Origin of the sequence: Micromonospora sp. NPDC048843, from assembly GCF_040649965.1 — a bacterium.
Taxonomy (GTDB): Bacteria; Actinomycetota; Actinomycetes; order Mycobacteriales; family Micromonosporaceae; genus Micromonospora; species Micromonospora hortensis.
This window is the reverse complement of the sequence record NZ_JBEZGJ010000049.1, coordinates 16,027-40,268: the sequence shown is the minus strand read 5'-3', so window position 1 is coordinate 40,268 and position 24,242 is coordinate 16,027. Positions and strand designations below refer to the sequence as shown.

At 72.3% G+C, this 24,242-nt stretch carries 21 protein-coding genes; 9 read left to right on the top strand and 12 right to left on the bottom strand.

Going from position 1 to position 24,242, the window contains the following annotated elements; genetic code table 11:
- Positions 1 to 117: 117 nt before the first annotated feature.
- The 5 genes from AB0C20_RS14520 to pdhA form a co-directional block, all read right to left on the bottom strand.
- Entirely contained in the window at positions 118 to 2,850 is a 2,733-nt protein-coding gene (locus AB0C20_RS14520) for a hypothetical protein (protein WP_357568141.1), read from the bottom strand.
- 343 nt (positions 2,851 to 3,193) lie between these two features.
- Positions 3,194 to 3,331: a hypothetical protein gene (locus AB0C20_RS14515; protein ID WP_165435866.1), complete on the bottom strand. Its 138-nt coding sequence runs from the start codon at positions 3,329 to 3,331 to the stop codon at positions 3,194 to 3,196.
- Between the two features lie 218 nt (positions 3,332 to 3,549).
- Positions 3,550 to 5,052, bottom strand: a complete 1,503-nt coding sequence (locus AB0C20_RS14510; protein WP_357568140.1) for a dihydrolipoamide acetyltransferase family protein — start codon at positions 5,050 to 5,052, stop codon at positions 3,550 to 3,552.
- Positions 5,049 to 6,038 (bottom strand): alpha-ketoacid dehydrogenase subunit beta, encoded by a 990-nt coding sequence (locus AB0C20_RS14505; RefSeq protein ID WP_357178965.1) that lies wholly within the window; start codon positions 6,036 to 6,038, stop codon positions 5,049 to 5,051. The genes AB0C20_RS14510 and AB0C20_RS14505 overlap by 4 nt, the downstream gene beginning before the upstream one ends.
- Positions 6,038 to 7,213, bottom strand: coding sequence for a pyruvate dehydrogenase (acetyl-transferring) E1 component subunit alpha (gene pdhA, locus AB0C20_RS14500; protein WP_357568139.1), 1,176 nt, complete (start codon positions 7,211 to 7,213; stop codon positions 6,038 to 6,040). The genes AB0C20_RS14505 and pdhA overlap by 1 nt, the downstream gene beginning before the upstream one ends.
- A gap of 525 nt (positions 7,214 to 7,738) precedes the next feature.
- Here pdhA and AB0C20_RS14495 point away from each other — a divergent pair.
- Both AB0C20_RS14495 and AB0C20_RS14490 read left to right on the top strand, forming a co-directional pair.
- Positions 7,739 to 8,623 (top strand): hypothetical protein, encoded by an 885-nt coding sequence (locus AB0C20_RS14495; RefSeq protein WP_357568138.1) that lies wholly within the window; start codon positions 7,739 to 7,741, stop codon positions 8,621 to 8,623.
- A gap of 58 nt (positions 8,624 to 8,681) precedes the next feature.
- Positions 8,682 to 9,305, top strand: coding sequence for a phosphatase PAP2 family protein (locus AB0C20_RS14490; protein ID WP_357178974.1), 624 nt, complete (start codon positions 8,682 to 8,684; stop codon positions 9,303 to 9,305).
- A 97-nt stretch (positions 9,306 to 9,402) separates the two neighbouring features.
- On the opposite strand, the gene AB0C20_RS14485 is transcribed toward AB0C20_RS14490, so the two are convergent.
- The 3 genes from AB0C20_RS14485 to AB0C20_RS14475 are packed head-to-tail and all read right to left on the bottom strand — an operon-like array spanning position 9,403 to position 14,186.
- Positions 9,403 to 10,626, bottom strand: a complete 1,224-nt coding sequence (locus AB0C20_RS14485; protein WP_357178976.1) for a hypothetical protein — start codon at positions 10,624 to 10,626, stop codon at positions 9,403 to 9,405.
- Positions 10,627 to 10,683: 57 nt separating this feature from the next.
- Positions 10,684 to 12,369 carry a GTPase gene (locus AB0C20_RS14480; protein ID WP_357568137.1) on the bottom strand — a complete coding sequence of 562 codons (1,686 nt, stop codon included), beginning with the start codon at positions 12,367 to 12,369 and terminating at the stop codon, positions 10,684 to 10,686.
- Positions 12,366 to 14,186 (bottom strand): ABC transporter, encoded by a 1,821-nt coding sequence (locus AB0C20_RS14475; RefSeq protein ID WP_357178982.1) that lies wholly within the window; start codon positions 14,184 to 14,186, stop codon positions 12,366 to 12,368. Before AB0C20_RS14475 ends, AB0C20_RS14480 begins: the two co-directional genes overlap by 4 nt.
- Before the next feature lie 220 nt (positions 14,187 to 14,406).
- Between AB0C20_RS14475 and dnaK the strand changes: the two genes are divergently transcribed.
- From dnaK to AB0C20_RS14450, 5 genes are all read left to right on the top strand, one after another.
- A complete protein-coding gene (dnaK, locus tag AB0C20_RS14470) occupies positions 14,407 to 16,275 on the top strand; it encodes a molecular chaperone DnaK (protein ID WP_112586096.1) in 1,869 nt (622 codons plus the stop codon).
- Between the two features lie 48 nt (positions 16,276 to 16,323).
- On the top strand, positions 16,324 to 17,079 hold the full coding sequence (gene grpE, locus AB0C20_RS14465; RefSeq protein ID WP_357178986.1) for a nucleotide exchange factor GrpE: 756 nt from the start codon (positions 16,324 to 16,326) through the stop codon (positions 17,077 to 17,079).
- An 85-nt stretch (positions 17,080 to 17,164) separates the two neighbouring features.
- A complete protein-coding gene (gene dnaJ, locus AB0C20_RS14460) occupies positions 17,165 to 18,346 on the top strand; it encodes a molecular chaperone DnaJ (protein WP_357178989.1) in 1,182 nt (393 codons plus the stop codon).
- Positions 18,347 to 18,376: 30 nt separating this feature from the next.
- Positions 18,377 to 18,817, top strand: a complete 441-nt coding sequence (locus tag AB0C20_RS14455) for a helix-turn-helix transcriptional regulator (protein WP_030332087.1) — start codon at positions 18,377 to 18,379, stop codon at positions 18,815 to 18,817.
- 136 nt (positions 18,818 to 18,953) lie between these two features.
- On the top strand, positions 18,954 to 19,148 hold the full coding sequence (locus AB0C20_RS14450) for a hypothetical protein (RefSeq protein WP_357178992.1): 195 nt from the start codon (positions 18,954 to 18,956) through the stop codon (positions 19,146 to 19,148).
- A 278-nt stretch (positions 19,149 to 19,426) separates the two neighbouring features.
- Here AB0C20_RS14450 and AB0C20_RS14445 read toward each other — a convergent pair whose 3' ends face one another.
- On the bottom strand, positions 19,427 to 19,858 hold the full coding sequence (locus tag AB0C20_RS14445) for a hypothetical protein (RefSeq protein WP_357178995.1): 432 nt from the start codon (positions 19,856 to 19,858) through the stop codon (positions 19,427 to 19,429).
- Between the two features lie 173 nt (positions 19,859 to 20,031).
- Here AB0C20_RS14445 and AB0C20_RS14440 point away from each other — a divergent pair, with 173 nt between their 5' ends.
- Positions 20,032 to 20,490, top strand: coding sequence for a GNAT family N-acetyltransferase (locus AB0C20_RS14440; protein WP_357178998.1), 459 nt, complete (start codon positions 20,032 to 20,034; stop codon positions 20,488 to 20,490).
- On the opposite strand, the gene AB0C20_RS14435 is transcribed toward AB0C20_RS14440, so the two are convergent.
- The 3 genes from AB0C20_RS14435 to AB0C20_RS14425 all read right to left on the bottom strand — a co-directional run bounded on the left by AB0C20_RS14435 (position 20,479) and on the right by AB0C20_RS14425 (position 23,453).
- Positions 20,479 to 21,693, bottom strand: a complete 1,215-nt coding sequence (locus AB0C20_RS14435; RefSeq protein ID WP_238685255.1) for a cation:proton antiporter — start codon at positions 21,691 to 21,693, stop codon at positions 20,479 to 20,481. The two genes, AB0C20_RS14440 and AB0C20_RS14435, sit on opposite strands and share 12 nt — an antisense overlap.
- A 5-nt stretch (positions 21,694 to 21,698) precedes the next feature.
- A complete protein-coding gene (locus tag AB0C20_RS14430; RefSeq protein WP_030332098.1) occupies positions 21,699 to 22,199 on the bottom strand; it encodes a TrkA C-terminal domain-containing protein in 501 nt (166 codons plus the stop codon).
- Positions 22,200 to 22,316: 117 nt separating this feature from the next.
- Positions 22,317 to 23,453: an epoxide hydrolase gene (locus AB0C20_RS14425; protein WP_357568136.1), complete on the bottom strand. Its 1,137-nt coding sequence runs from the start codon at positions 23,451 to 23,453 to the stop codon at positions 22,317 to 22,319.
- A gap of 85 nt (positions 23,454 to 23,538) precedes the next feature.
- Between AB0C20_RS14425 and AB0C20_RS14420 the strand changes: the two genes are divergently transcribed.
- The gene (locus tag AB0C20_RS14420; RefSeq protein ID WP_357179007.1) at positions 23,539 to 24,183 is read left to right on the top strand and encodes a helix-turn-helix domain-containing protein; all 645 of its coding nucleotides are present in this window, start codon (positions 23,539 to 23,541) and stop codon (positions 24,181 to 24,183) included.
- The last annotated feature ends 59 nt before the right edge of the window (positions 24,184 to 24,242 follow it).

The window sequence follows — 24,242 nt, the reverse complement described above, 5'->3', positions numbered from 1 at the left end:
GGCAGCCGGCCGTCGGCGCCACCGACCAGCGCCAGCACCAGCGGGTCGATCTCCTCGGTCCATCGCAGGCCGTGCGGCATCGCGCACGGTTGCCCGTGACCCCGCCGTCGGTTGCAGCTACTTCGTGGCCGGCTTCAGGCAGAGCACCCGGTTGGTGCCCTCACCCGGCAGCACCACGTGGGGCTGCGTCGTGTCGGTGCACTTCTCCTTGGCGTCCACCTTCGAGACGATCGTGAACGCGCCCGCCTCGCCGCAGTCCGCCGCCGCAGCGCCGCCCTGCCCGGACTGCTTCACGCAGGTGCCGACCGCCGGGTCGAAGGCCGGCGTGTCGTTCTTGTCACCGACCTCGCCGAGCAGCAGCAGCAGGCCGAGCGGCACCGCCAGGATGAGCATCGCGGCGATCAGCACAGCGGCCAGCACCCTGCCGTTGCGCACCTTCGGCGTCGGTGGCTCCACCTTCGGCTCGTCGGCGGCGTCGGGCTTGAACGCGTCGAACCGGCCCTGGTCCGCCTGGCCGGTCTCCTGGCCCCAGGACGGCGCGGGCTGTGGCGGTGGCGGGAACGACGGTGGGAAGCCGCCGCCCGGCACCGGTTCGGTCGCCGGCCCGCCGAAGCCCGGAGCGCCGGAGCCCGGCCCGCCGAAGTTCGGCGCACCGAAGGTCGCCGTCCCGGTGGCGGTGCCGGCGGCAGGCGACCCGGGGCCGCCGAACTGGTCCGCCGGCGGCTCACCACCGGAGTGCGGGCGGGTGCCGTTCACCGGCCTGTTGTTGCCCGGGGCATCGACGAAGGACGGCACACCGGGCGGGAACGCCGGAGGCGCCGACTGGGCCTCGTTGAACGGGTTCGGTGCGGGCTGCCGGTCGTCGAAGCGCGGCTCGGCCGGGGACTCGCCGCCCCAGCCGGGCCCTGCCTGCCGCTGTGCGTCGTTCTGCCAGTCGGGTGCGGACTGCTGTCGCTGCGCCTCGTTCTGCCAGTCGGGAGCGATCTGTCGCTGCCCCTCGTGCTGCCAGTCGGGCGTGGCCTGCCGCGGCGCGTCGTTCTGCCACTCCGGAGCACCCTGGCGGTCGGCGCCCGAGTCGCCCTGGAACGCCTCCGGCTCCGGCTCGGCCTCCGGCTCCGGTCGCGCCGGACGGCCGTACACCCGGGGTTGCGGGTTGGCCGTGCCGGTCGGTCGGATGGCCTGGTCGGTCGGGGGCATCACCCGGCTCGCCAGCGGCACCGAAGCGCTCGCCGTGGCGCGGGCGGCTGCCCCGGCTGCCGATTCGGCGTCCGACACCGGTACGACAGCGCGGCCCGCTCCGGACTCCGGAGAGGTACGCGGGGCGGGCACGACCGCGCCGCTCGCAGAGGCGTCCTCGGTGCGGCCACCGTACTGAGCGGCGGCGTCCGGGGTCTCCCGCTCGGCGTAGGCGGGCTGCTCGGGGATCGGAGCGAACTGGGCCTGGGGCGCGTAGTCGGCCGGCGGGGCGGCAGCCAGGCTGGCACCCGGGACGCGCTGCTCCTGCGGAGGCAGCGGCACCGCGTTCGCCGGCGAGATGCCCGGCGCCGGCCCAGGCTGGTAGGCCGGTGCCTCGTCGCCCCGGTCCGCCTCCCAGCCTCCACGGGACTGGGCGGAAGCTTCGGCCTCCGCGCGACCCCACACCTCGCCGGGGGCCCACGGCTCGACCTCCGGTACGCCCCCGGAGTTGCCCTGGGCGGCGTTGTCCGGGCCGGCGGCCCAGTTGGGCGCGCCGCCGCTGGTGGGCACGCTGGCGCTGGCACGGGCGGGGAGGTTGGTCGGCTCCGCCGGGGTCCACCCTGCCTGCTCCGGCCGCTCGGTCGGCTGCTCCGGTTGGGAGAGCACCCAGTCGGGCTGCTGCGGACGGCCTTCGGCCTCGCCCCAGGCGGCCGGCTGCGTGGACTGGTCCTGCCGGGCCTCGTTGCCGTCGTTCCATCCTGCGGGCTGCGCCTGCTGCTGCGCGGCCCACCCGCCGGAGTTGGCCGGATCGTCCTGCGCGGGCCAGTTCGTCGTCGGGGCCGGGACCTGAGCGGCGCCACGGGCCGGGCTCGGCTGGGCGGCCTGACCCCAGCCGGGGGCGGGCTGCTCGGTCGCTTCGGCGGGCTGGCCCCAGGTCGGTGGCGACTGCTCCGCCGGCGTCCACACCGGCTGGTCGTCGCGGGCGGCGTCGGCAGCGGGCCAGCCACCGTTGCCAGCGGCCTGGTCCTGCTGGGCGCCGCCGGACCAGCCGGCGGCCTGCGGTGCGTCAGGTTGCGGAGATTCGCTCGCTCGCCAGTCAGCTGCGGGCGGGTTGGCCTGGGCCGTGCCGCCCCAGCCGTTGGCCGGGTCCTCCTGGGCGGGCCAGGCCGCGGTGGCCGGGGGAACCTGCGCGGCGCCCCGTGCGGCTGGCTGGGCCTGCACCCAGTCCGGCTGCTCAGCGGGGGCGTTCGGGGTCCAGGTCGGTGCGGGAGCACTCTGCTCGGCGGGCGTCCAGCCCTGCTGCTGCGCTGCCCAGGGGTCGGGCTGCGCCGGAGCTGGCGCGCCGTCGTTGCCGGACCACGCGCCCGGCTGCTGCTGCGGCGGCTCACTCGCGCCACCGCCGGCGGCCCAGGCGGGCTGCGCCGGGTCGTTGGGCTGCGGAGCGGCCGCGGCACCCCAGGCGGGGGCTGGCGGCTGCTCGGACTGGGCCGCCCATGCCGGCGCCGACGGGTTGGGCCGTGTCGGGGGCGGGGGTGCCCAGCCCAGGTCGGGGCCGGCGGCGTTCTGGCCGTTGTCCGGCTGCGCCGGGCGGTCGCCGTACGGCGCCGGTCCGCCGGCGCCCGGTGACACCTCGTCCGGCTCTTGGCCGGGTCGGTGCGGGCCCTCGGACGTCATGGGTGCGCCTCCTCCATCACATGTCGGCTCGCCGGTGCCGATCGGTCTCCTCGGCGTGGCTGCCGGCGTCACCGGCGTACCGCTGTGCCGGCTCCCCGCACGGTATCGGGTGGTGGCACGACACGTCCAAGGAGCACTGGCCGTCACTCACCGTCGCCGGTTGATGTCGAGCAGTTTCTGTCGGCTCGGCCTCTGCCGGGTCGGCGGGCGGCGACCGAAGCCCACCGTACCGGGCGCTGCGGCAGGGCGGAATCCCGGTGGTGGTGGTTGGGAAACGCCGATGGCCCACCCGGTGGGCCGGGTGGGCCATCGATCTGGAGGAGGTGAGGAATGTCGTGGAGCGTCAGCTCATGTGACGCTGGGCGATGACGAGGATTTCCTCGCGAACCGCCGGCGAGTTCGCCGAGCGCAGCGCGTGCTCGATGGCACGGGCGCGGCGGGTCGCGTCGCGGTGGTTGCGGATTCGCTCGATCATGCTCATTGGTGGGTCCCCCTAGCTATTCGGTTGTCAGCCCCTGATGCGTCTATTCAACAGCAGAAGCCGGCCAACTTCCATCGATTATTAGGTGAGCTGAGACACTTGCCTAACAATCAAAGGTCAACAGGCCGCCTTGCCGACGGTTTCGTCGCCCAACGGACACGGCCGGTGTGCCGGGCGTTAACCCGTGGCACACCGGCCGTGGCTGGCGTTCGAACCGATCAGGTCCAGGCGAGCAGCGCCGCCTCCGGGTCCGTGAGGAAGTCGCCGACGTCCCGCAGGAACTTCGAGCCCAGCTCACCGTCGATGATCCGGTGGTCGAAGCTCAGCCCCAGCGTGGTGACCTGGCGAACCTTGACCTTGCCCTTGTGCACCCAGGGCATCTCCCGCACCGCGCCGAAGGCCAGGATCGCGGACTCACCCGGCGGCAGGATCGGTGTGCCGGTGTCCACCCCGAACACGCCGACGTTGGTGATGGTCAGGGTGCCGCCGGACATGGCCGCCGGCGAGGTGCGGCCGGACTTCGCCGTCTGCACCAGGTCGGTCAGCGCGTCCGCCAACTCCCGCAGCGAGAGTCGGCCGGCGTCCTTGACGTTGGGCACGATCAGGCCGCGTTCGGTGGCCGCCGCGATGCCGAGGTTGACGTACTCCTTGACCACGATCTCGTCGCCCGCCCAGGTCGAGTTGACCATCGGGTGCCGTTGCACCGCCAGCAGCACCGCCTTCGCCACCAGCAGCAGCGGCGAGACCCGTACGTCACGCCACTCCCGCCGGCCGCGCAGCCGGTCCAGGGCCTTCATCGCCCGGGTCACGTCGACGGTCAGGAACTCCGTCACGTGCGGGGCGGTGAACGCCGAGCGGGACATGTTCTCGGCGGTCAGCTTGCGCACGCCCTTGACCGGGATGCGCTGCTCCCGGTCCGCGCCGAAGCTGGGCGCTGTCGTCGCCGCGATCGGCTCGGCGACCACCACACTCGCGCCGCTCGCCGCCTGCTGCACGTCCTCCCGGGTGATCGAGCCGAGCGGCCCCGACCCGGTCAACGTGCCGAGGTCGACACCGAGATCCTTCGCGAGCTTGCGCACCGGCGGCTTGGCCAGCACCCCGCCGCTCGCCCCACCGCTCGCCCCACCGCGTCGATCATGGACTTGTGGTGCCGGAATCGTGGAGGTCACGGCTGGTTTGTCACCCACCACAACTCCATGATCGACCCCAGCGGGGGTGGCGGGAGCCGTCGCGGCCTGAGCCGGGACCGCGCCCTTGCGGGGGCGGCGCTTCGCGGCGGTGGTACGCGGGCCGTAGCCGACCAGCACCGCCGTGCGCCCGCCCGGGGCCGCACCGCCGATCAGGCCGGGCTCGATCATGCCCTCGGCCGGTGCCACCTCCACCGCCGCCAGCGAGGCCGCCGACGGGGTGGGCAGGTCACCGCTGGGCGTCGCAGTGGTCGACGGCGGGTCCAGCGGCCCGGCACCCGGATCGGTGTCGATCGCGATGATCGGCGTACCGACCTCGACAGTGGTGCCCTCCGGGTGGTGGATCGCCTGCACCTGACCAGCCCACTTCGCCGGGATCTCCACGGCCGCCTTCGCCGTCTCCACCTCGACGATCGGCTGGTTCAGCTCGATGGTGTCGCCGACCTTGACCAGCCAGGCCAGGATCTCGCCCTCGGTCAGCCCCTCGCCCAGGTCGGGCAGGTTGAACGTCTTGATCCGGGACATGTCGCTCACCAGCCGAAGGTGCGGTCGACGGCGTCGAGCACCCGGTCGAGGTCGGGCAGGTACTCCTCCTCCACCCGGGCGGCCGGGTAGGGGGTGTCGAAGCCGGTCACCCGCAGCACTGGCGACTCCAGGGAGTAGAAGCACTCCTCGGTGATCCGGGCGGCCAACTCGGCGCCGAGGCCGATGTTGGAGGGCGCCTCGTGCACCACTACCGCACGGCCGGTGCGCTTCACCGACTCGTACGCCGCGGTCAGGTCCAGCGGCGAGAGCGAGCGCAGGTCGATGACCTCCAGCTCCCGGCCGTCCTCGGCGGCGGCGGTCGCCGCCTCCAGGCACGTCCGCACCATCGGGCCGTAGGCCAGCACCGTGACGTCGGTGCCGGGCCGCACGACCCGGGCCGAGTGCAGGGGGTACGCGTCGGACAGCGGCGCGTCCAGGTCGACCTGGCCCTTCTCCCAGTAGCGCCGCTTGGGCTCCAGGAAGACGATCGGGTCGTCCGAGGCGATGGCCTGCTGGATCATCACGTACGCGTCCTGCGGGTTGGCGCAGGTCACCACCTTCAGGCCGGCGGTGTGCGCGAAGTACGCCTCCGGCGACTCGGAGTGGTGCTCGACAGCGCCGATGCCGCCGCCGAACGGAATCCGGATCACCATGGGGATGCTGAGCCGGCCGCCCGAGCGGTAGTGCATCTTCGCCACCTGCGACACGATCTGGTCGTACGCGGGGTAGACGAAGCCGTCGAACTGGATCTCGCAGACCGGCCGGTAGCCGCGGATGGCCAGACCGACAGCGGTACCGATGATGCCGGATTCGGCCAACGGGGTGTCGATCACCCGCTGGTCGCCGAAGTCCTTCTGGAGACCGTCGGTGATCCGGAAGACGCCGCCGAGCTTGCCGACGTCCTCGCCCATGATGATGACCTTGGGGTCGTTCTCCAGGGCGCGGCGCAGACCGGTGTTGAGGGCCTTGCCGATGGTGAGCGTCTCCGTGGCCATCAGTGGGCGCTCCCCTCGAACGACTCCATGTAGCGGCTGAACTTCGCGCGCTGCTCGTCGAGCAGCGGAGACCCGTTGGGGTAGACGTTGTCGAACATCGTCACCGGCTCCGGGTCCGGCATCTCGAGCACCCGCTCGCGCAGGTGCACCGACTCGCGGCGGGCCTGCTCGTCAACCTCGGCGAAGAAGCCCGCGTCGGCGATCTGCTGCTTCTCGAGGAAGGCCTTGACCCGGGCGATCGGGTCCTTGGCCTGCCACGCCTCGACCTCGCTGGCGATGCGGTAGCGGGTCGGGTCGTCGGAGGTCGTGTGCGCGCCCATCCGGTAGGTGTACGCCTCGATCAGGCTCGGGCCCTGCCCCAGGCGGGCGTTGTCCAGGGCGGTACGGGTGACCGCGTACGTGGCGAGCACATCGTTGCCGTCCACCCGTACGCCGGGGAAGCCGAACCCGGCGGCCCGCTGGTAGAGCGGGACCCGGGTCTGCCGTTCCAGCGGCTCGGAGATCGCGTACTGGTTGTTCTGGCAGAAGAAGACCAGCGGGGCGTTGAACACGCTGGCCCAGACGAACGCCTCGTTCACGTCGCCCTGGCTGGTGGCGCCGTCGCCGAAGTAGGCGATCGCCGCCTCGCCGTCGTCGGTGCCGGTCTTGCCGTCGATGGTGATACCCATCGCGTAGCCGGTCGCGTGCAGGGTCTGCGCGCCGATGACGATCGTGTACATGTTGAACTTGAACTCGTTCGGGTCCCAGCCGCCCTGGTCGACGCCGCGGAACAGGCCGAGCGGCATGATCGGGTCGATGCCCCGGCAGTAGAGGACGCCGTGCTCCCGGTAGGTCGGGAAGGCCATGTCCTGGGTACGCAGCGCCCGCCCGGAGCCGACCTGCGCGGCTTCCTGGCCGAGCAGGCTGGCCCACAGGCCCAGCTCGCCCTGACGCTGGAGAGCGGTCGCCTCGGCGTCCAGCTTCCGGACCAGCACCAGGTCGCGGTAGAGACCGCGGTATTCCTCGTCGGTGAAGTCGACGCGGTACTCGGTGCCGTCCGGCCCGGTGGCGCTGTCGATCCGCTCGCCTTCGGGGGTGAGGAGCTGCACCAGCGCGGGGTCGCCGGCCGCGCCCTTTTTGGAGCGGGGTGCGGCCCGCCTGCTGCGGGTGGTGCCCCCGGGGTCGCCCTTTGCCATCGGTCTCTCCCTGTCGTGTCTGCGTCGGCACCGGGGGGTCACCCGGCCGCGCAACTCGTGCGCCTGCCCGGCTGCTGCCGGACCGGTTCCTGGCGGCCGCGCCTAGCCCCGGTGGGGGTTGCCGCACGGCGTGATCCGGGTTCTGGCCGAACCCGGATCGGGAGCGCCGGCGCTCAACCGCGCCTGCCGCGAGGGTGCGCGGAGGTCACGGCTGCGTTGCCGTCGTGCTCCATATTCGCAGAGCAGGTGAGCGCGCCCACAGTACGCCTGCCTCCGCAATCCGACCGCCCATGCTTTGATGCCGTTTGTCGCCATCATGCCGGCCCGCGTTTCCCATGCGTTGCGGCACGATTCGTCACCGTTCGGGCAGCACCGCGTGTCGACACGCGGTGGAGGTTGGCTGACACACCGTGACTGCGCGAGGCTGATTCCCACAGGATCGCGCCTATCGGGTTAATTGTCGGGTTTTTGGCCCACGGCGGCGTCCATTCATGTCATCCGACGGCCGACGACTAGGGGTGTGCGGTGTACGAGCCAGGTGACGGTCCCGGCACACCAGCGCTTGGTCGGCATCGGTCGGCTGGCGGCTACCGCCGGGTGGTCGGTGTCCACCGGGCCCCCGGCGCCGGGGGCCCCTCCCGGGGTTACCTGCTCACCGTCGCGCTGCTGGCCGGCACGGCGTCGATGCCCATCCTCGCGGCCATCAGCGCGGGCTCGGCCACCCCGGGCAGCACCGCCCTACCGGACAGCAGCACCCCGTTCATGCCGACCCCGTCCGTCGGGCCGGTGGTGATCCCGATGCCGATGACCAGCCAACCACCGCTTCCCCCGCTCGGCACACCCAGCGTCGACCCGACCAGCGGCTGGCTGCCGGCCGCCCCGTCGCGTCCGCGGGAGGGGCCCGCCGGCGATCCCGGGCCCGTCCGGTGGACGACCGCACCGCCGGTGGCACCGAGACCCACGCGAAGCACCTCGCCGCCGGTACCCCCGCCCGTCGCTTCGCCACCGCCGACCGACCCGACCGATCCGCCGGACCCGGACCCCACCGACCCCGACCCCACCGACTCGCCGGATCCCGACCCGACCGACTCGCCGGATCCGGACCCCACCGACCCGGACCCGACCGGCTCGGCCGATCCCGATCCGACCCCGACCCTGACTGTGGACCCGACGCCCACACTGGACCCGACGCTGGGGCCGACACCCACGCCGACCGACGACGCGTCAGCGACCGCCGTGCCGACCAGCACTCGGTCCGTCCCGGCCCCCACACCCACGCCGCCTGCGGTACCGACCCGCCGACCCAGCCCGGCGATCCCGTCGCCGTCGGCCGGCGCCTCGACGCCCAGCGTCAGCCCGGCGCCGCTCGCCGGACCGACGTACCCGGCGGTGTCGCCGACGGTACGGTGACGATCAGGCGCGGCCCGTCCGGCGACGGCGGCAGTAGGCGCGTACCGGAGGGGGTGGAGTGGGCGGCGGTGCGGAACCCCGCCCGGTCACCACCCGGCCCGGCCCGGGGTTGCGGATCGCCCGGCTGGTCACCGAGGTGACCGCCCCGGCGGTGCTCGTGTCGCTGCTGATCATCACGGTGAGCTGGCACAGCGCCAGCCGCCCCGGTCAGGGCCTCGTCTGGGGTCTGCTCGCCACGCTCTTCGTCACCGGCATACCGTTCGCCTACATCGTCGGCGGGGTACGCCGTGGCCGGCTCACCGACCACCACGTGGGCCGCCGGGAGCAGCGCCGGGCGCCGCTGCTGGTCGGCCTCGGCTCGGTCGCGGCAGGGCTCGCCCTACTGGCCGTGCTCGGCGCGCCCCGCCCGGTGCTGGCACTGGCGGTGTCCGGCCTCGTCGGCCTCGTCGTCGCCGTGTCGGTCAGCCACTGGTGGAAGATGTCGATCCACTCGGCGGTGGCGGCCGGCACGTTGGTCATCCTGACGCTGACCTTCGGGACCCGGCTGATCGTCGCCGCACCGCTGCTGGCGGTGGTCGGCTGGTCCCGGGTACGGCTGAGAGACCACACTGTGGCGCAGGTGCTGACCGGAGGCGCGCTCGGCGCCCTGATCGCCGCGGTGATCTTCGGCCCGCTGCGCTAGCCCGGGCCCAGGCGGGCGGCGTGCCGTTCGGCCCCCTGCTGGCGATGCCGGCCGGGCTCAGGGTGGGCGGCGTGGAGCCGCCCACCCTCAGGCGCCGTCAGGCGCCGTCGTCGGCGAGGCGGTGGCGGTTCGCCTCGATCCACGCGTCCAGCGCGGCCGGGTCGTCCGGGTCCACCCCGTCGGCCATCAGCTGCGCCACAGCGGCAGTGGCAGCGCTACGCCGCTCACCTGTCGAGTAGAGGCGGGCGAACTCCGGCACCATCTCCTCGATCGCCTCGTCGGTGCGCGTCGCCGCCGCCTCGGGCAGCCCGCGCTGGCGCGACGCGTACCGCGCCCAGGCCCGCAGCACCCGGGGGAGCATCGCCGCGTCGTCCATGTCGAGGACGGCCCGGCGGTGCACCCAGTCGAGCAGGAAGAGCCCGGACACCGCGGGACTCCAGCGCATCGGATCAGCGTCCGGGAAGCTCGCCGAGTGGTCCAGCAGCAGGCTCAGGCAGAAGTGCAGGGAGGCCAACTCCGGGCCGTCGACGGTGTCCAGCCCAAAGCGGGCGGCTTCCGGTGCGGCGAGGAACTGCCGGACCAGGTCGGTGCGCTCGGCCGCGGAGAGCGGCTCGACCTCCGCCGGACCCGTCGGGACGGCAGCGGTGGGCAGCATCGCCAGCCGGGCCCCGACCAACGCTCGGTCGGTGGCGAGTGACCCCTCGCCGGGCAACTCGCCCAGGTCGTCGGTGACCGCCAGATGGCGGGCCACCTCGCCCCGGAACCGGGCTGGATCTTCGGTACGGAACCAGGTCAGCTCGTCGTCGGCGCACATCTGCCGGACCTGGTCCAGGATCCGTTCGGCGGGCCCGCCCACGAAGATGTCCTTGGTGATCCCGATGTTGTGGTCCACCAGGGCCACCAGCGCGTGCTCCGAGCCGCCGGACTCGTCGTCGTAGGCGAAGGTCGCGAGGTAGGAGGTCTGGTCGCCGTACACGTCGCCGTACGCCCAGGTGCCGGTGAGGTGCACCCGGCCGAGCTGGGCCGTCCAGGTGGGCGCCTGGCTGCCCGGGCGCACCCGATCGGCGCCCTCGGCGGTCGGGACGAGGGTGGCGAAGACCTGCCGGATGGTGGTCGCCGCCGCTACCCTGCGGCGGGCGGTGGCGGCGAGGAAGCCGGTGACGAACTCCCGTACGGCCGCGTCGCGGTCGGTCTCCGCGATCGCGTAGACACTGCCCAGCAGGGCGCTGCCGAGCATCTCGGCGTCGAGGGCGGACTCCAGCTTGGTCACGTCGCGTGCGGCGTGCAGCACCGCGTCGTAGGGGGTCTGAGGCGTGGCCATGCTCCGACCCTACGCCGCCCGAGGCGTACGCAGAGCGGTAGCGAGCCGTGCGGAGCGTCAGCGGCGTGCGGCGTCCCGCAGCGCGTCGCGTGCCTGCGCGTACGAGCCCAGCACGATCTGTACCGGTGTCAGCACGTACTCATCGCCCACCTGGGCGACCCGCGCCGTCAGCCGCTGGTCGGCGCGGGCCCGGGCGCGCCGGGCGGCCCAGCGCACCACCGGGCGGGTCAGCGCCGCCACCAGCAGCCCGGCCAGCAGGCCGCCAAGTAGCAGCACTGTCGGCAGCGGCACCTGGCCGACCATCGGGTTGTCCAGCGCGGGCAGGCCGAGCGCCCGCAGCGCGTAGCCGAGCACCAGCCAGCCCAGCCCGACCACTGCGGCGAGGGTGACCAACCACTGCACACCGCCGACGACCCGCCACCACAGCGGGCGGCGGTCGAGGCCGAGGTCGGTGCCGGCGATCGTGCGATCCAGGGCGTCCGGCAGGTCGCCGAGGCGGGACCGGGCGGCGGAGGTCACCGCGCCGGGCCAGGCGGCGGGCAGGTCGGCGGCGGCCCGGTCGGCGACCGCGCGGATGGCGAGGCCGAGCGCCGAGCGCTGGGCGGCAGTCGGGTCCGGTACCGAGGTGGCCGCCACCAGGCTCTCCGCCGGGTCGGCATGGTCGCCGGCAGGGCCGGGCAGGTGCAGCCGACGCAGCGGGTCGGGGCGCAACCGCCGCCAGCCCCGGACCACTGGCCAGCCGGTGGCCGCGCCGGCCCGGTGTCGGTACGCCCGTTCCACGGCCTCGGTCACCGCTGGCACCCCGGCCGCCCCGGCCAACGCCCGGTTCAACCCGTTGACGGCGGTGTCGTCCGGCTCGTCCGCCGGCCGGGCCGAACCGACCAGCTCGTCCAGGCCGGCGACGACAGTGTCGACGTCACCCGCGAGCCGGCGCAACGCGGCCTGCCGCTCGGCGACGGTGCGCTCCAGGGCGTTGCGCAGCCCGACCATCCCGGCCGGGTCGATGGCGGTGGTGGCCAGCAGGGGCACCCCGGTCAAGCCGTCCGTGTCGAGCAGCCGACGCAGGTCGTCGAGGACCCGGGGCACCTCGGCCGGGGGCAGCCGGTCGGCCTGGTTGAGCACGACAAGAGTGACCTCGCGGTGCCTGTGGAACTCGCGCAGGTAGCTGTCGTGGATGACCCGGTCGGCGTACTTCTGCGGGTCGACCACCCAGACCACCTGGTCGACCAGGCCCAGGAGTCGGTCCACCTCGAGGCGGTGAGATCGCTGCACCGAGTCGAAGTCGGGCAGGTCGAGCAGGATCAGCCCGTGCAGGGCCGTCTCGTCGTCCGCGTCCAGGGCGCTCTCCCGGACGAAGCGGTGACGAGGCAGTACGCCGACCCAGTCGAGCAGATGGTTGGCACCCTCCAGCGGCCCCCACACGCAGGCGTGGGTGACGCCGGTGGTCGGTCGGCGGACCCCGACCGGCGATAGCTCCAGTTGGGCCAGCGCGTTGAAGAGGCTGGACTTGCCGCTGCCCGTGGCACCGGCCAGGGCGAGCACTGTGTGGTCCCGGGACAGCGCCAGCCGGGTGCCGGCCCGTTCGACCAGTGTGTGCGCGGGCACCAGGTCGGTGTCCGGCAGCAGACCGTCCACGGCGGTCAGGAACCGGCGTACCGCGTCCAGGCGGGCGATCAGCGCGTCGGCGTCGACCCGCTGATCGCCGCGGAACACCTCGCGTACCCGGCCGGCGATGTTGCTCACCGGGAACCCTCCTCGTCGGCGGCGGACAGGCCGCTGCGGTGCCGGGCCAGCTCGACCCGGCCGGCGGCCCGGCGCAGCCCGTCGCCGGCGTCCTCGGCGGGGCGGGCGTCGGCGGTGCGGCTCAAGAAGCGGTCGGCCTCCGCGTCGAGCAGCGTCCGCACCCGGTCCAGCAGGTCGGCTCGGGCCTTGGCGGCGAGGGTACGCACCGCCTGGTCGCCGAAGATCGCCTGGAGGACGGCCTGCGCGGCGACAGTGGTGCCGGCCCCGGTGGCCAGCTCCAGCCCGGTCGGGATGAACGCGGTGGAGGCGAAGACGGCGATCATCACGGCCAGCCCGGTGGCGTTCACCGCGTACGCGGCGGTGCGGGCCACGAACCGCTTGTCACCGCCCTCGACCCGGACCAGTTCCAGCACACCGCGCTGCCAGTCCCGGACCATGCGCTCGGCGCGCTCGGGCAGGTCGTCGCTCGGGTGGGCGAGCGCCGGGTCGAGCAGCCCGGCGCCGGCCGGGTGTGCCTTCCACCCGGTGTACGCGGACTCGGCGGCCTCCGAGGCCACCCCGCGCAGCAGCGTCACCAGTTGGGACTCGATGGCGTTGCGCAGCTCGACGGCGGGCGCCGGCCGACCGGTGACGGCGGCCACGACCCGGTCCCGGAGGCGGCCGATCCGTGCCTCCAGCGTGCGGAACAGCTCGCCGGTGCCGACGAACTCCTGCCAGCGGGCGAGCACCTCACCCCGGAGCAGCCGGCCGTCCTGAAGCCCCTGCTCGACCGTGCGCTCGGCACCCCGGTACGCGGCCCGGACCCGTTCGTCCAGCCCGTCGGCGGCGGCGAGCTGCTCGTCGGCGGCGTCGGCCAGATCCTCCACTGCCGGGTGGAGCGCGGCCAGCGCCCCGTCGAGGGTCTGGCGGACCACCGCCGCCCGCGCGTCCACGTCGGCGGCCAACCGGGCGAACCAGTCGGCCAGTGGGGCGGTGACTCCCTCGGGCAGCAGCCCTTGACCGTCGACCCAGGTCTCGGGCAACACGAACAGCGGTGCCCGGCCGAGGTCCTGCTCGGCGAGCATCTCGGTCAGGTGCGCGGCGATCTCGTCGGTGGCCTCGGCGGGCACCCGGTCCAGCACCATGGCGATCACCGCGCCGCGCGCCCGGGCACTGCGCAGCAGCTCCCAGGGCACCGCGTCGGCGTACCGGGCGGCGGTGGTGACGAAGAGCCACAAATCGGCGGCGGCCAGCAGTTGGGTGGCGAGCGCCCGGTTGGCGTCGACGACCGAGTCGATGTCGGGCGCGTCGAGGAAGGCCAGCCCGGCGGGCAGGGCCGGGGCGGTGACGAGGTGCAGGGCGCGCGGATCGTCGCTCGGCTCGGTGGTGCGCGTCAGCCCGGGCAGGAGGTCACCCTGCCGAAACCAGGCCGCGTCGGACGGGTTGCAGACCAGCACCGGGGAGCGGGTGGTCGGCCGGAGCACTCCGGCGGCGCTGACCCGGGCCTTGACCAGGCTGTTGACAAGGGTCGACTTACCCGCGCCGGTGGAGCCGCCGACCACCACGAGCAGTGGGGCGTCCAGCCGGGCGAGCCGGGGCAGCAGATAGTCGTCGAGTTGGTCGGTGAGCGCGGTAGCACTGTGCCGGGCAGAGTTGGCAGAGGGCAGCGCGAGGGGATACCGGGTCGCGCCGATCGCCTCCCGGAGGCCCGACAGTGCGCCGGGGAGGCTGTCGTCCCCGGTGGTGGCGGGCGGCTCCTCCGCGGCGTCCGGCGGGTCGGTACGGGCTGCGACGGCGGGCGCACCGGAACGGGTGGCGGGATCGCCGTGCGTCGTCACCGCTAAAGCGTGCCCGACCGATGCAAGGGAAGACAACCGGACGGTAATAACGGCTGGGTTGCGTCGGGTTGACTCAAGTCAACTTGACGATTGGCCAACGCGTGGCACTATTGAGTCCAGTTCACTCAACTTGTGGTGGGGCCCGCTGCGGGCGGTGCTCGCCAGCAGCCCACGGGCGATGCCCGTCACCTGCACAACCTTACGAAGCGAGGAAGCGAAGATGGCACGTGCGGTCGGTATCGACCTCGGCACGACGAACTCCTGCGTCAGCGTTCTCGAGGGCGGTGAGCCCACCGTCATCGCCAACGCTGAGGGGTCGCGGACGACTCCTTCGATCGTCGCGTTCGCCCGTAACGGCGAGGTGCTCGTCGGTGAGGTCGCCAAGCGCCAAGCGGTGACCAACCCGGACCGGACGATCAGGTCGGTCAAGCGCGAGGTCGGCACGAATTGGTCCGTCGACATCGACGGCAAGAAGTACACCCCGCAGGAGATCTCGGCCCGGACCCTGATGAAGCTCAAGCGGGACGCCGAGGCGTACCTGGGTGAGCAGATCACCGACGCGGTGATCACCGTTCCGGCCTACTTCAACGACAGCCAGCGCCAGGCCACCAAGGAGGCCGGTGAGATCGCCGGCTTCAACGTGCTGCGGATCGTCAACGAGCCGACCGCCGCCGCCCTGGCGTACGGGCTGGACAAGGGCTCCAAGGAGCAGACCGTCCTGGTCTTCGACCTCGGCGGCGGCACCTTCGACGTGTCGCTGCTGGAGCTGGCCGAGGGCGTCGTCGAGGTCAAGTCGACGAGCGGTGACAACCAGCTCGGTGGCGACGACTGGGACCAGCGGATCATCGACCACCTGGTCAAGACGTTCCGCGGTGAGCACGGCATCGACCTGGCTCAGGACAAGATGGCCCTCCAGCGGCTCCGTGAGGCCGCCGAGAAGGCCAAGATCGAGCTTTCGGCCGCCACCACCACCAACATCAACCTGCCGTACATCACCGCCGGCGCGGCCGGCCCGCTGCACCTCGACGTGACGCTCAGCCGCGCCGAGTTCCAGCGGATGACGCAGGACCTGCTGGACCGGTGCAAGGGCCCGTTCGAGCAGGCAGTGAAGGACGCCGGGATCAAGATCTCCGACGTCGAGCACGTCATCCTGGTCGGCGGTTCGACCCGGATGCCCGCCGTGACGGACCTGGTCAAGCAGCTCACCGGCCGCGACCCCAACAAGGGCGTCAACCCGGACGAGGTGGTCGCCGTCGGCGCCGCCCTCCAGGCCGGTGTGCTCAAGGGTGAGGTCAAGGACGTTCTGCTGCTCGACGTGACCCCGCTGAGCCTGGGCATCGAGACCAAGGGCGGCATCTTCACCAAGCTGATCGAGCGCAACACCACCATCCCGACCAAGCGTTCCGAGGTCTTCACCACGGCTGACGACAACCAGCCGTCGGTGCTGATCCAGGTCTTCCAGGGTGAGCGGGAGATCGCGGCGTACAACAAGAAGCTCGGCACCTTCGAGCTGACCGGCCTCCCGCCGGCGCCGCGCGGCGTGCCGCAGATCGAGGTCGCCTTCGACATCGACGCCAACGGCATCGTCAACGTGCACGCCAAGGACCTGGGCACCGGCAAGGAACAGAAGATGACGATCACCGGCGGCTCCTCGCTGCCGAAGGACGACATCGAGCGGATGCGCCGGGACGCCGAGGAGCACGCGGAGGAGGACAAGCGCCGCCGCGACGACGCCGAGACCCGCAACGTGGCCGAGGCGCTCCAGTGGCAGACCGAGAAGTTCCTCGCCGAGAGCGGCGACAAGCTGCCCGGTGAGAACCGCGAGCAGCTCAACGAGGCGCTCGGCGAGCTGCGTGGCGCCCTCGGCGGTCAGGACATCGAGAAGATCAAGTCGGCCCACGAGAAGCTGGCGCAGGTCTCCCAGCAGGCCGGTTCGCTGCTCTACTCGCAGCAGGCCGAGCAGGGTCAGCAGCCGGGTGGCGAGCCCGGCCCGGGTGCAACCGGCGCGACCGGTGCGACCGGCGCGCAGGCCGGCGGCGCCGACGACGTGGTCGACGCGGAAATCGTGGACGAGGACGGCAAGAAGTGACCGTCGACCTCCGGCACGTTTCCACCGCGAAGGGGATGAGGTAGCCGCATGACGCAGAAGCCACGAGCCGCCGACCCGGGCGACACCGGGTCGACGCCGGGTGGCTCCGCGACCACGGAGCCGACCGGCGACGGGGAGCGGGTCGTCATCCGCAACAACCGCAAGCTCGTCGACACCGCCGAGCCGGAGGGCACCGCCGCCGACGCGGAGACCGGTGTGCCGGCCGAGGGTCTGGTCGAGGACGCCGAGGTCGTGGTCGACGAGATCGAGGTCGAGGTCAACGCCACCGACGGGCCGGAGCCGTCCGGTCCGCCGGTGGTGGACGCCCCGGCGCAGCCGGTGGACGGCGGCGGCGCGGGCACCTCGCTCGGCGCCGAGCTGGAGGCTCTCCGGGCCGAGCTCGACGAGCGGACCAGGGACCTGCAGCGGGTGTCGGCGGAGTACGCCAACTACCGCAAGCGCATCGACCGCGACCGCAACCTCGTGCAGGAGCAGGCGACCGGCTCGGTGCTGGCAGCACTGCTACCGATCCTTGACGACCTGGACCGGGCGCGGGAACACGGCGACCTGGTCGGGCCGTTCGGCACCGTGGCGGAACAGCTCACCACCGCGCTTGGCAAGTTCGGCCTGAACGCCTTCGGCGAGCAGGGCGACCCGTTCGATCCGACCCGGCACGAGGCGGTCGCGCACCAGACCTCGGCCGACGTCAGCGAGCCGACCTGTGTGCAGGTCATGCGGCGCGGCTACCAGCTCGGTGAGCGGCTGCTGCGCCCCGCGCTGGTAGCGGTCGCGGATCCGGAATAGTGCCAGACAGTGACCGAGCCGTCCCGTCCACCGCTCATCGGTGGGCGGGACGGCCGGGCCACCAGGGTCGGAAGGAGGTGGACCGGTGAGTTCGAAGGACTGGATCGAGAAGGACTTCTACGCCGTGCTCGGCGTGGACAAGGCCGCCTCCGCGGATGACATCAAGAAGGCGTACCGCAAGGTGGCCCGGGAGTCGCACCCGGACCACAACCCGGGCGACCCGAAGGCCGAGGAGCGGTTCAAGGCCGCGTCCGAGGCGTACAACGTGCTGTCGGACAGCGGCCGCCGTCGCGAGTACGACGAGATGCGTTCGCTGTTCGGCTCGGGCGCGTTCCGGCGCAACGCTAGGGGTGGGGGTCAGCCGGGCGGCACGCCGTTCGACGTCTCCGACATGTTCGGCGGCGGCGGAGGCGGCGACCGTCGCTTCGGCGGCGCCGGCTTCCAGGACCTGTTCAGCTCGATCTTCAGTGGCGGTCAGGCCGGTGGGCAGGCCGCACCACGCGGTCCGGCCCGTGGTCGGGACGTGGAGACCGAGGTGGCGCTGGACTTCGGCGACGCGGTGCGCGGAGTGACGCTGCCCCTGACGCTGCGCGCGCCGGGAGTCTGCGACACCTGCCACGGCAACGGGGCCAAGCCCGGCACCCAGCCGCGTACCTGCCCGGTCTGTCATGGCGCCGGCGTGACCACCCGCAACCAGGGGTCGTTCAGCTTCTCCGAGCCGTGCCGCAACTGCCAGGGCGTCGGCACGGTGGTCGAGGAGAAGTGCCCGGAGTGCCACGGCAGCGGCGGTGTCACCAAGACCCGCACCATGAACGTGCGCTTCCCGGCCGGTGTGGCCGACGGTCAACGCATCCGGCTGGCCGGGCGTGGTGAGCCGGGCGAGCGCGGTGGCCCGGCTGGCGACCTCTTCGTGCACGTCAAGGTTCGGCCGGACGAGCTGTTCGGGCGTACCGGTGACGACCTGACGCTGACCGTGCCGGTCACCTTCGCGGAGGCCGTGCTCGGCACGGACCTGCGGGTGCCCACGCTCGATGGTGCGATGACCCTGCGGGTGCCGCCGGGAACGCCGAGCGGGCGGGTGCTGCGGGCCCGGGGCAAGGGTGTGGTCCGCCGCGACGGGCAGGCCGGTGACCTGCTGGTCACGCTGGACGTGGTGGTGCCGGCCCGATTGTCGGACGAGGCGCGCACGGCGCTGGAGTCGTTCGCCGAGCAGACCCCGCCGGCGGCCCGGGAACATCTCGACGCCCGGGTGCGTCGAGTCAGTTAGTCCAGTGGAATGGACGCGGAGGTGAGCGGGATGTCGGGCGAGTTCCTCGGTTCGGGCGACCCTGCCTACGAGGCCAAGGTGCTGATGATCTCGGTAGCGGCACGGATGGCGGGGATGCACCCGCAGACCCTGCGCCAGTACGACCGACTGGGGCTGGTGCAGCCCGGCCGAGCCGCTGGTGGCGGGCGTCGCTACAGCGTCCGCGACGTGGTGTTGCTGCGCGAGGTGCAGCGGCTCAGCCAGGACGACGGCATCAACCTGGCCGGCGTCAAGCGGATCATCGGGCTGGAACGGCTGTTGGAGCAGGCGCAGCAGCGGGTGGCCCGGCTGGAGGCGGAGCTGGACGCCGCGTACCGCCGGGTGGCGGAGCTGGAGTCGTTGGCCCGCTTCCCGGGCCGGGATCTGGTGCCGACCAACCGCACCTCCACCGCCCTGGTGGTGTGGCGCCCACGCCGGACGCCCGATCGCTGACCCGCCGCTCACCCGGATCTGACTTCTCGGCCCGGACCACGCTGGATTCCCGGCGCGGTCCGGGCCACTTCAGTTAGCCTGTCGATAAGGGTCCAATCGGCTTAATCTGGACCTACCGGCATGGCAAGGGGGAGCGATGGCGGAATCGGCGAAGAAGGTGGCCCAGCAGACCGAGGACCGGTTGGAGAACCTGGCCGAGACCGTCCGCAAGAAGTTCGACAAGGTGACCGAGGGGACCTATCGGGACCGGATCATCGCGGGCCGGTTCGCCGAAGACGGCGACCACGCCGGCGAACGGGGCCGACCCGAGACGGAGCGTAAGCAGGACTGACCGGTGACCGACGTGCGGGCCGGGACCCACGGGGGGTCCCGGCCCGTTCGCCGTGTCGGGGTCGCGGCCCGTTCGCTGTCGGGAAGTGCGGGCCGACGTTGGGACGCCGCCCTCGACCCGAGCTGGGTGGCCGGCCGACGCACAGGTTTTCTAGAGCTGAATCGTTGACGACATCGCGCCACCGGGGCGGGCGTGAATCGTTTACGACATCAGCTCCAAAGGGCCGCACACAGCAACAGCACCCCACCGCCGCGGGCGAGGGAGCCGCCTGAGCCGTCTCAGCCGAGGCGGCGGTTCTCGCGGACCAGGCCGCCCTCGCACCAGTCCCGGTAGACGAAGAGGTCCGGTCGGGCCAACAGCACCCGGCCGTTGTGCGCCCAGACCTTCATCAGCTCGTCGCCGTCACGCTCGGCCTGTTCGACGAGCTTGCGGAAGCGGCGCTTCGGGTGGGCGCGGAAGTTCGTCCGGATGCCGTCGGCCGCGTAGATGTAGAGGCAGTGCAACGCGAAACGCCGGGCCGGGCAGGTTGGATCCATCGCCAACTCGAAGAGTGTCAACACCAGCCGGTCACCGGAGACCAGCAGGTCCCAGTCGGGTGGCATCGAGGCCAACGGCACCGAATCGGGCTGGTACGCCCACGCTCGCAACTCCGCCGGAGTCGGATCGACGGGGTTGGCGAAGCCGTGGAACGTCGACTCCTGCACGCTCACCGGCCAACCTTCCGCTCTCGCCCGCGTTTGGCAACGCTGCCTGCGGACCCTGGGCTGCTGGGGCGAAACGGTAACCCGCCGTCGGGTGCTGCGGTAGTACCCGCGAGGAGCAATTCCGCAACCGTTGGCACGGGCGGGTCCATCGCATCGACGGCGCAGCCGATGATGCTCCTATGACTATCCACGTTCGACGGTTTCAGCGGGGCGCCGAGGCCGAGTTCGTCGCGGGGCTGGAGTGGCTATTCGCCCCTCCCGGCAGTCGTCCCGGGGATTGGGACCGCGACCGCGCCGTCGAGCGGACCGGGCAATTGCTCGCCCACGAGGACGTCGCACTCTTCGCGGCACGATCGGACGAAGATCAGTTGGTCGGCGTGGCCAGCGTCTACGTGGACATCCTCTCGGTGCGCTTCGGCCGCAGGGCTTCGATCGAGGACCTCGCCGTGCACCCCGAGTGGCGTTCCCGGGGTGTCGGCTCCAGCCTCCTCACGGTGGCCAGGGCGTGGGCGAACGAACAGGGTGCCGACTACGTCTTCCTGGAGTCCGGCCTTGCCCGCACCGAGGCGCACCGTTTCTACCTCCGCGAGGGCGCGACCCACGCCGCCGCGGCGTTCAGGTGGAGCTCAGTGCAGTGAGTCGGCGACCGGGATCGGCTCCCGCCGTTGGGCCGCCGCGCGGTTGCGCAGCCACCGCTTGAACCACGGGTAGTCAGGCAGCCGGGCCAGGATCGGCCCGGTCACCACTGTGATCAGGACGTACGTAGCGGCCAGCGCGGCCAACCGCGGCTCGACGCTCCCGGCGGCCACCGCGAGCCCGGCGATGACGATCGAGAACTCACCTCGGGGTACGAGTGCCAGGCCGGTCCGCCATCGACCGGGTTCCGCGATGCCGACCCGGCGGGCGGCCAGGTAGCCGGTGAGCGTCTTCGTCGCCATGGTGACCACGGCCAGGGCGAGTGCCGGCAGCAGCACCGGCGGAATGTCCTGCGGGTCGGTGGTCAGGCCGAAGAAGACGAAGAACACCGCGGCGAACAGGTCCCGCAGCGGCGAGAGCAACTCGGTGGCGTGGTGCGCCACCGGGCCGGAGAGCGCGATGCCTACCAGGAACGCGCCGACCGCCGCCGACACCTTGAGCGAAGCGGCGAGGCCCGCGATCAGTAACGTCAGACCGAGTACGCCGAGCAGCAGCGCCTCCGGGTCCTTCACCGACAGGGCGGACGAGATCAGGTGGCCGTACCGGATGGCGACCACCAGCACGATCAGCACCGTTCCCACCGCGATGGTGAGCGCGATCCCGCCGCCGAGCAGGCCGGTGCCGGCCAGTACGGCAGTGACGAGTGGCAGGTAGAGGGCCATCGCCAGGTCCTCGATGACCAGCACCGAGAGGATCACCGGTGTTTCCCGGTTACCGAGCCGGCCCAGGTCGGCGAGGACCTTGGCGATCACGCCGGAGGACGAGACCCAGGTGATGCCGCCGAGCACCAGGGCGGCGACCCAGTCCCAGCCGAGCAGCAGGGCGAACCCCGCGCCGGGTAGCGCGTTGAGGACGCCGTCGATCAGCCCGGCCGGTGCCGCCGAGCGCAGGTTGCCGACGAGTTCGTTTGCCGAGTACTCCAGGCCGAGCATCACCAGCAGAAGGATGACGCCGATCTCGGCGCCGACTGCGAAGAACTCCTCGCTGGCGTCCAGCGGCAGCAGCCCGCCGTGCCCGAACGCGAGCCCGGCGAGCAGGTAGAGGGGAATGGGAGAGAGGCCGAATCGCCGGCTGAGCCGGCTGAGAAGCCCAAGCAGCAGCAGCAGCGCACCGACTTCGATGAGCAGCGTGGTGAAATCGTGCATCCGCCTCAGCCGTCCGGGTCACTGTCGGCGAGGATGGCGGAAACGCCGTCGAGACCTCTACGGGTCCCGACAACGACCACCACGTCGCCGGCCGCGAAGCGGAAGGAGGGGAGTGGCGAAACGATCACTTCGCCTTCACGCAGTACAGCCACGATGGAGGCGCTGGTGCGGGTACGCGCCTTGGTGTCGCCGAGCTTCCGGTTGACGTACGGGGAGCCGGCAGTGATGGCGATCTGCTCGGTGAGCAGACCGGCGGCCTGCTCCCGGAGCCCGGAGAGCTGGCCGAGCATCAGCGACGCGCCGAGGATGTCGGCAAGAGCCTCGGCCTCGTCGTCGGTCAGCGGAATGTCCGACTGGCAGGCGTCCGGGTCGTCGGGATCGTAGAGAACGAGATCACGGCGGCCGTTGCGGTGAGAAACGACGCCCAGGCGGCGTCCGGACTCCGTCACCAGATCGTGACGTACCCCGATCCCGGGTAAGGCGGTCTGCTCGACACGTACTCGCACAGTCCAAGGCTACCGCTTCGTGAACAGAACGCAGATCTTGGAGGGACAGCCCTCCTCGGATCAAGCGGTCGGTGCCCGCGCCGGCAGAGCGGGCGCGGGCACCTGGGCACGTCGGGGTCAGCGGAGGCTGGCGAAGAACTCGCGGATGTCGGCGACCAGCACCTCGGTGGCCTGGTGGGCGGCGTAGTGGCCGCCGACGTCGCCCCGGCCGTCGACGTCGGTCTCGTACGCCGTCCACCGGACGATGTTCGCGTGGTCCCGCTCGGCGAAGCGGCGGATGGACTGGAAGTCGCCGGGGAACATGGCCAGCGCGGTCGGAGCGGTGGTCGGCTCGGTCGGCGGTTCGCCGGCGTGCGCGTCCTCCCAGTAGAGCCGGATCGCCGAGGCGGCCGTGCCGGTGAACCAGTAGAGCGCCACGTTGGCCAGGATGAAGTCGGCGTCCAGGCTCTCGTCGAAGAGTTGGGCGTTCCAGGCGAGCAGCCCCACCGGCGAGTCGGCCAGCGCGAACGCCAGGGTCTGCGGCTGCTGACTGTGCACCTGGTTGAAGGAGAACTTGTTCTCGTAGAACCACTGGAGGTGCCCGAGCGCCGCCTGGTCCGCCTCGGAGAGCCCGGCGAACTCGGCCGGGTCGCCGGAGGGGAACGAGAAGAGCTGGGTGACGTGTACGCCGAGCACCCGCCCCGGGTCGACCCGGCCCAGCTCCGGCGCGACCATCGAGCCGGCGTCGTTGCCGACCGCGCCGTAGCTGTCGTACCCCAGGCGGTTCATCAACTCGGCCCAGGCGCGGGCGATGCGGAACCGGTTCCAGCCGGCGGCGCGGGTTGGGCCGGAGAAACCGAACCCGGGCAGCGACGGAACGACCACGTGGAAGGCCGGCGCGTCCCTGTCGGTCGGCTCGGTGAGCGGGGCGATCACGTCGAGGTACTCCAGCACCGAGCCGGGCCAGCCGTGGGTGAGCACCAGCGCCGTGGCGTCCGGCCGGGACGACCGGACGTGCAGGAAGTGGATCTGCTCGCCGTCGATCTCGGTGACGAACTGCGGGTTTGCGTTCAGGCGGGCCTCGACGGCTCGCCAGTCGAACTCGCCCCGCCACCTGTCGACGAGGGTGCGCACCCGGTCGTTGCTCATCCCGTACGAACCACCGGCGCCGGGCAGGTCGGCGGGCCAGAGGGTGCGGTCCAGCCGGGCGGCCAGGTCGTCGAGGGCGGTCTGCGGGACCTCGACGCGGAACGGGCGGATCGCGGTGTCGCTCATGGCGGAACTCCTTCGGAACGGAATGTTTCGTTCTGTAATCACCATAGCAGAGCGGAACGATCCGTTCCACTGTTAGGCTGAGAGCATGTCAACGACTTCCGGCAAGACGCTGGGCGGTCGCCGCGCCCAGGCCGCCCGCAACGACGAGGTCATCCTCGAAGCCGCCCGCGCCGTCTTCCTCGACGACCCGAAGGCCCCGATCGCCGCCGTCGCGGAGCGCGCGGGCGTCGGCATCAGCGCCCTCTACCGGCGGTACGCGGGAAAGGAGGACCTGCTGCGCCAGCTCTGCCACGACGGCCTGCGCCGGTACGTCACCGAGGCCGAGACCGCACTCGACGAGCCGGACGACTGGGCCGCTTTCACCGGCTTCCTGGCCCGGGTGGTCGACGCCGACGTGCACTCGCTCACAGTCCATCTGGCCGGCACCTTCACCCCGACCGAGGAGATGGGCCGGGACGCGATGCGCGCCGGCGAGTTGGCCACCGCTCTGGTCGACCGGGCCCACGCCAGCGGGCGGCTGCGCCCCGACGCTGTCGTACACGATCTGGGGTTGCTGTTGGAGGCGTGCGCCGCGGTCCGCGTACCCGATCCGGAGCGGACCCGCCAACTGCGCCGGCGGCAGCTCGCGGTCCTGCTGGCCGGTCTGTCGTCGGTGCCGGAAGCGGACCCGCTGCCCGGCCCGCCCCCGGCGGCCGGCGAGTTCGACTGGCGGTGGCGGCGCCGGGAGTGATGGGCGTCACGCGCTAAGGTTGAGCGGAATACGCTCAACTCTGGTTGTGTCCAACCCAA

Bases quoted from the DNA above. Each gene is read 5' to 3' on its own strand.
- AB0C20_RS14520 (WP_357568141.1), bottom strand. From the start codon at position 2,850: ATGACGTCCGAGGGCCCGCACCGACCCGGCCAAGAGCCGGACGAGGTG.
- AB0C20_RS14515 (WP_165435866.1), bottom strand. From the start codon at position 3,331: ATGAGCATGATCGAGCGAATCCGCAACCACCGCGACGCGACCCGCCGC.
- AB0C20_RS14505 (WP_357178965.1), bottom strand. From the start codon at position 6,038: ATGGCCACGGAGACGCTCACCATCGGCAAGGCCCTCAACACCGGTCTG.
- pdhA (WP_357568139.1), bottom strand. From the start codon at position 7,213: ATGGCAAAGGGCGACCCCGGGGGCACCACCCGCAGCAGGCGGGCCGCA.
- AB0C20_RS14485 (WP_357178976.1), bottom strand. From the start codon at position 10,626: ATGGCCACGCCTCAGACCCCCTACGACGCGGTGCTGCACGCCGCACGC.
- dnaK (WP_112586096.1), top strand. From the start codon at position 14,407: ATGGCACGTGCGGTCGGTATCGACCTCGGCACGACGAACTCCTGCGTC.
- grpE (WP_357178986.1), top strand. From the start codon at position 16,324: ATGACGCAGAAGCCACGAGCCGCCGACCCGGGCGACACCGGGTCGACG.
- AB0C20_RS14455 (WP_030332087.1), top strand. From the start codon at position 18,377: ATGTCGGGCGAGTTCCTCGGTTCGGGCGACCCTGCCTACGAGGCCAAG.
- AB0C20_RS14450 (WP_357178992.1), top strand. From the start codon at position 18,954: ATGGCGGAATCGGCGAAGAAGGTGGCCCAGCAGACCGAGGACCGGTTG.
- AB0C20_RS14440 (WP_357178998.1), top strand. From the start codon at position 20,032: ATGACTATCCACGTTCGACGGTTTCAGCGGGGCGCCGAGGCCGAGTTC.
- AB0C20_RS14435 (WP_238685255.1), bottom strand. From the start codon at position 21,693: ATGCACGATTTCACCACGCTGCTCATCGAAGTCGGTGCGCTGCTGCTG.
- AB0C20_RS14425 (WP_357568136.1), bottom strand. From the start codon at position 23,453: ATGAGCGACACCGCGATCCGCCCGTTCCGCGTCGAGGTCCCGCAGACC.
- AB0C20_RS14420 (WP_357179007.1), top strand. From the start codon at position 23,539: ATGTCAACGACTTCCGGCAAGACGCTGGGCGGTCGCCGCGCCCAGGCC.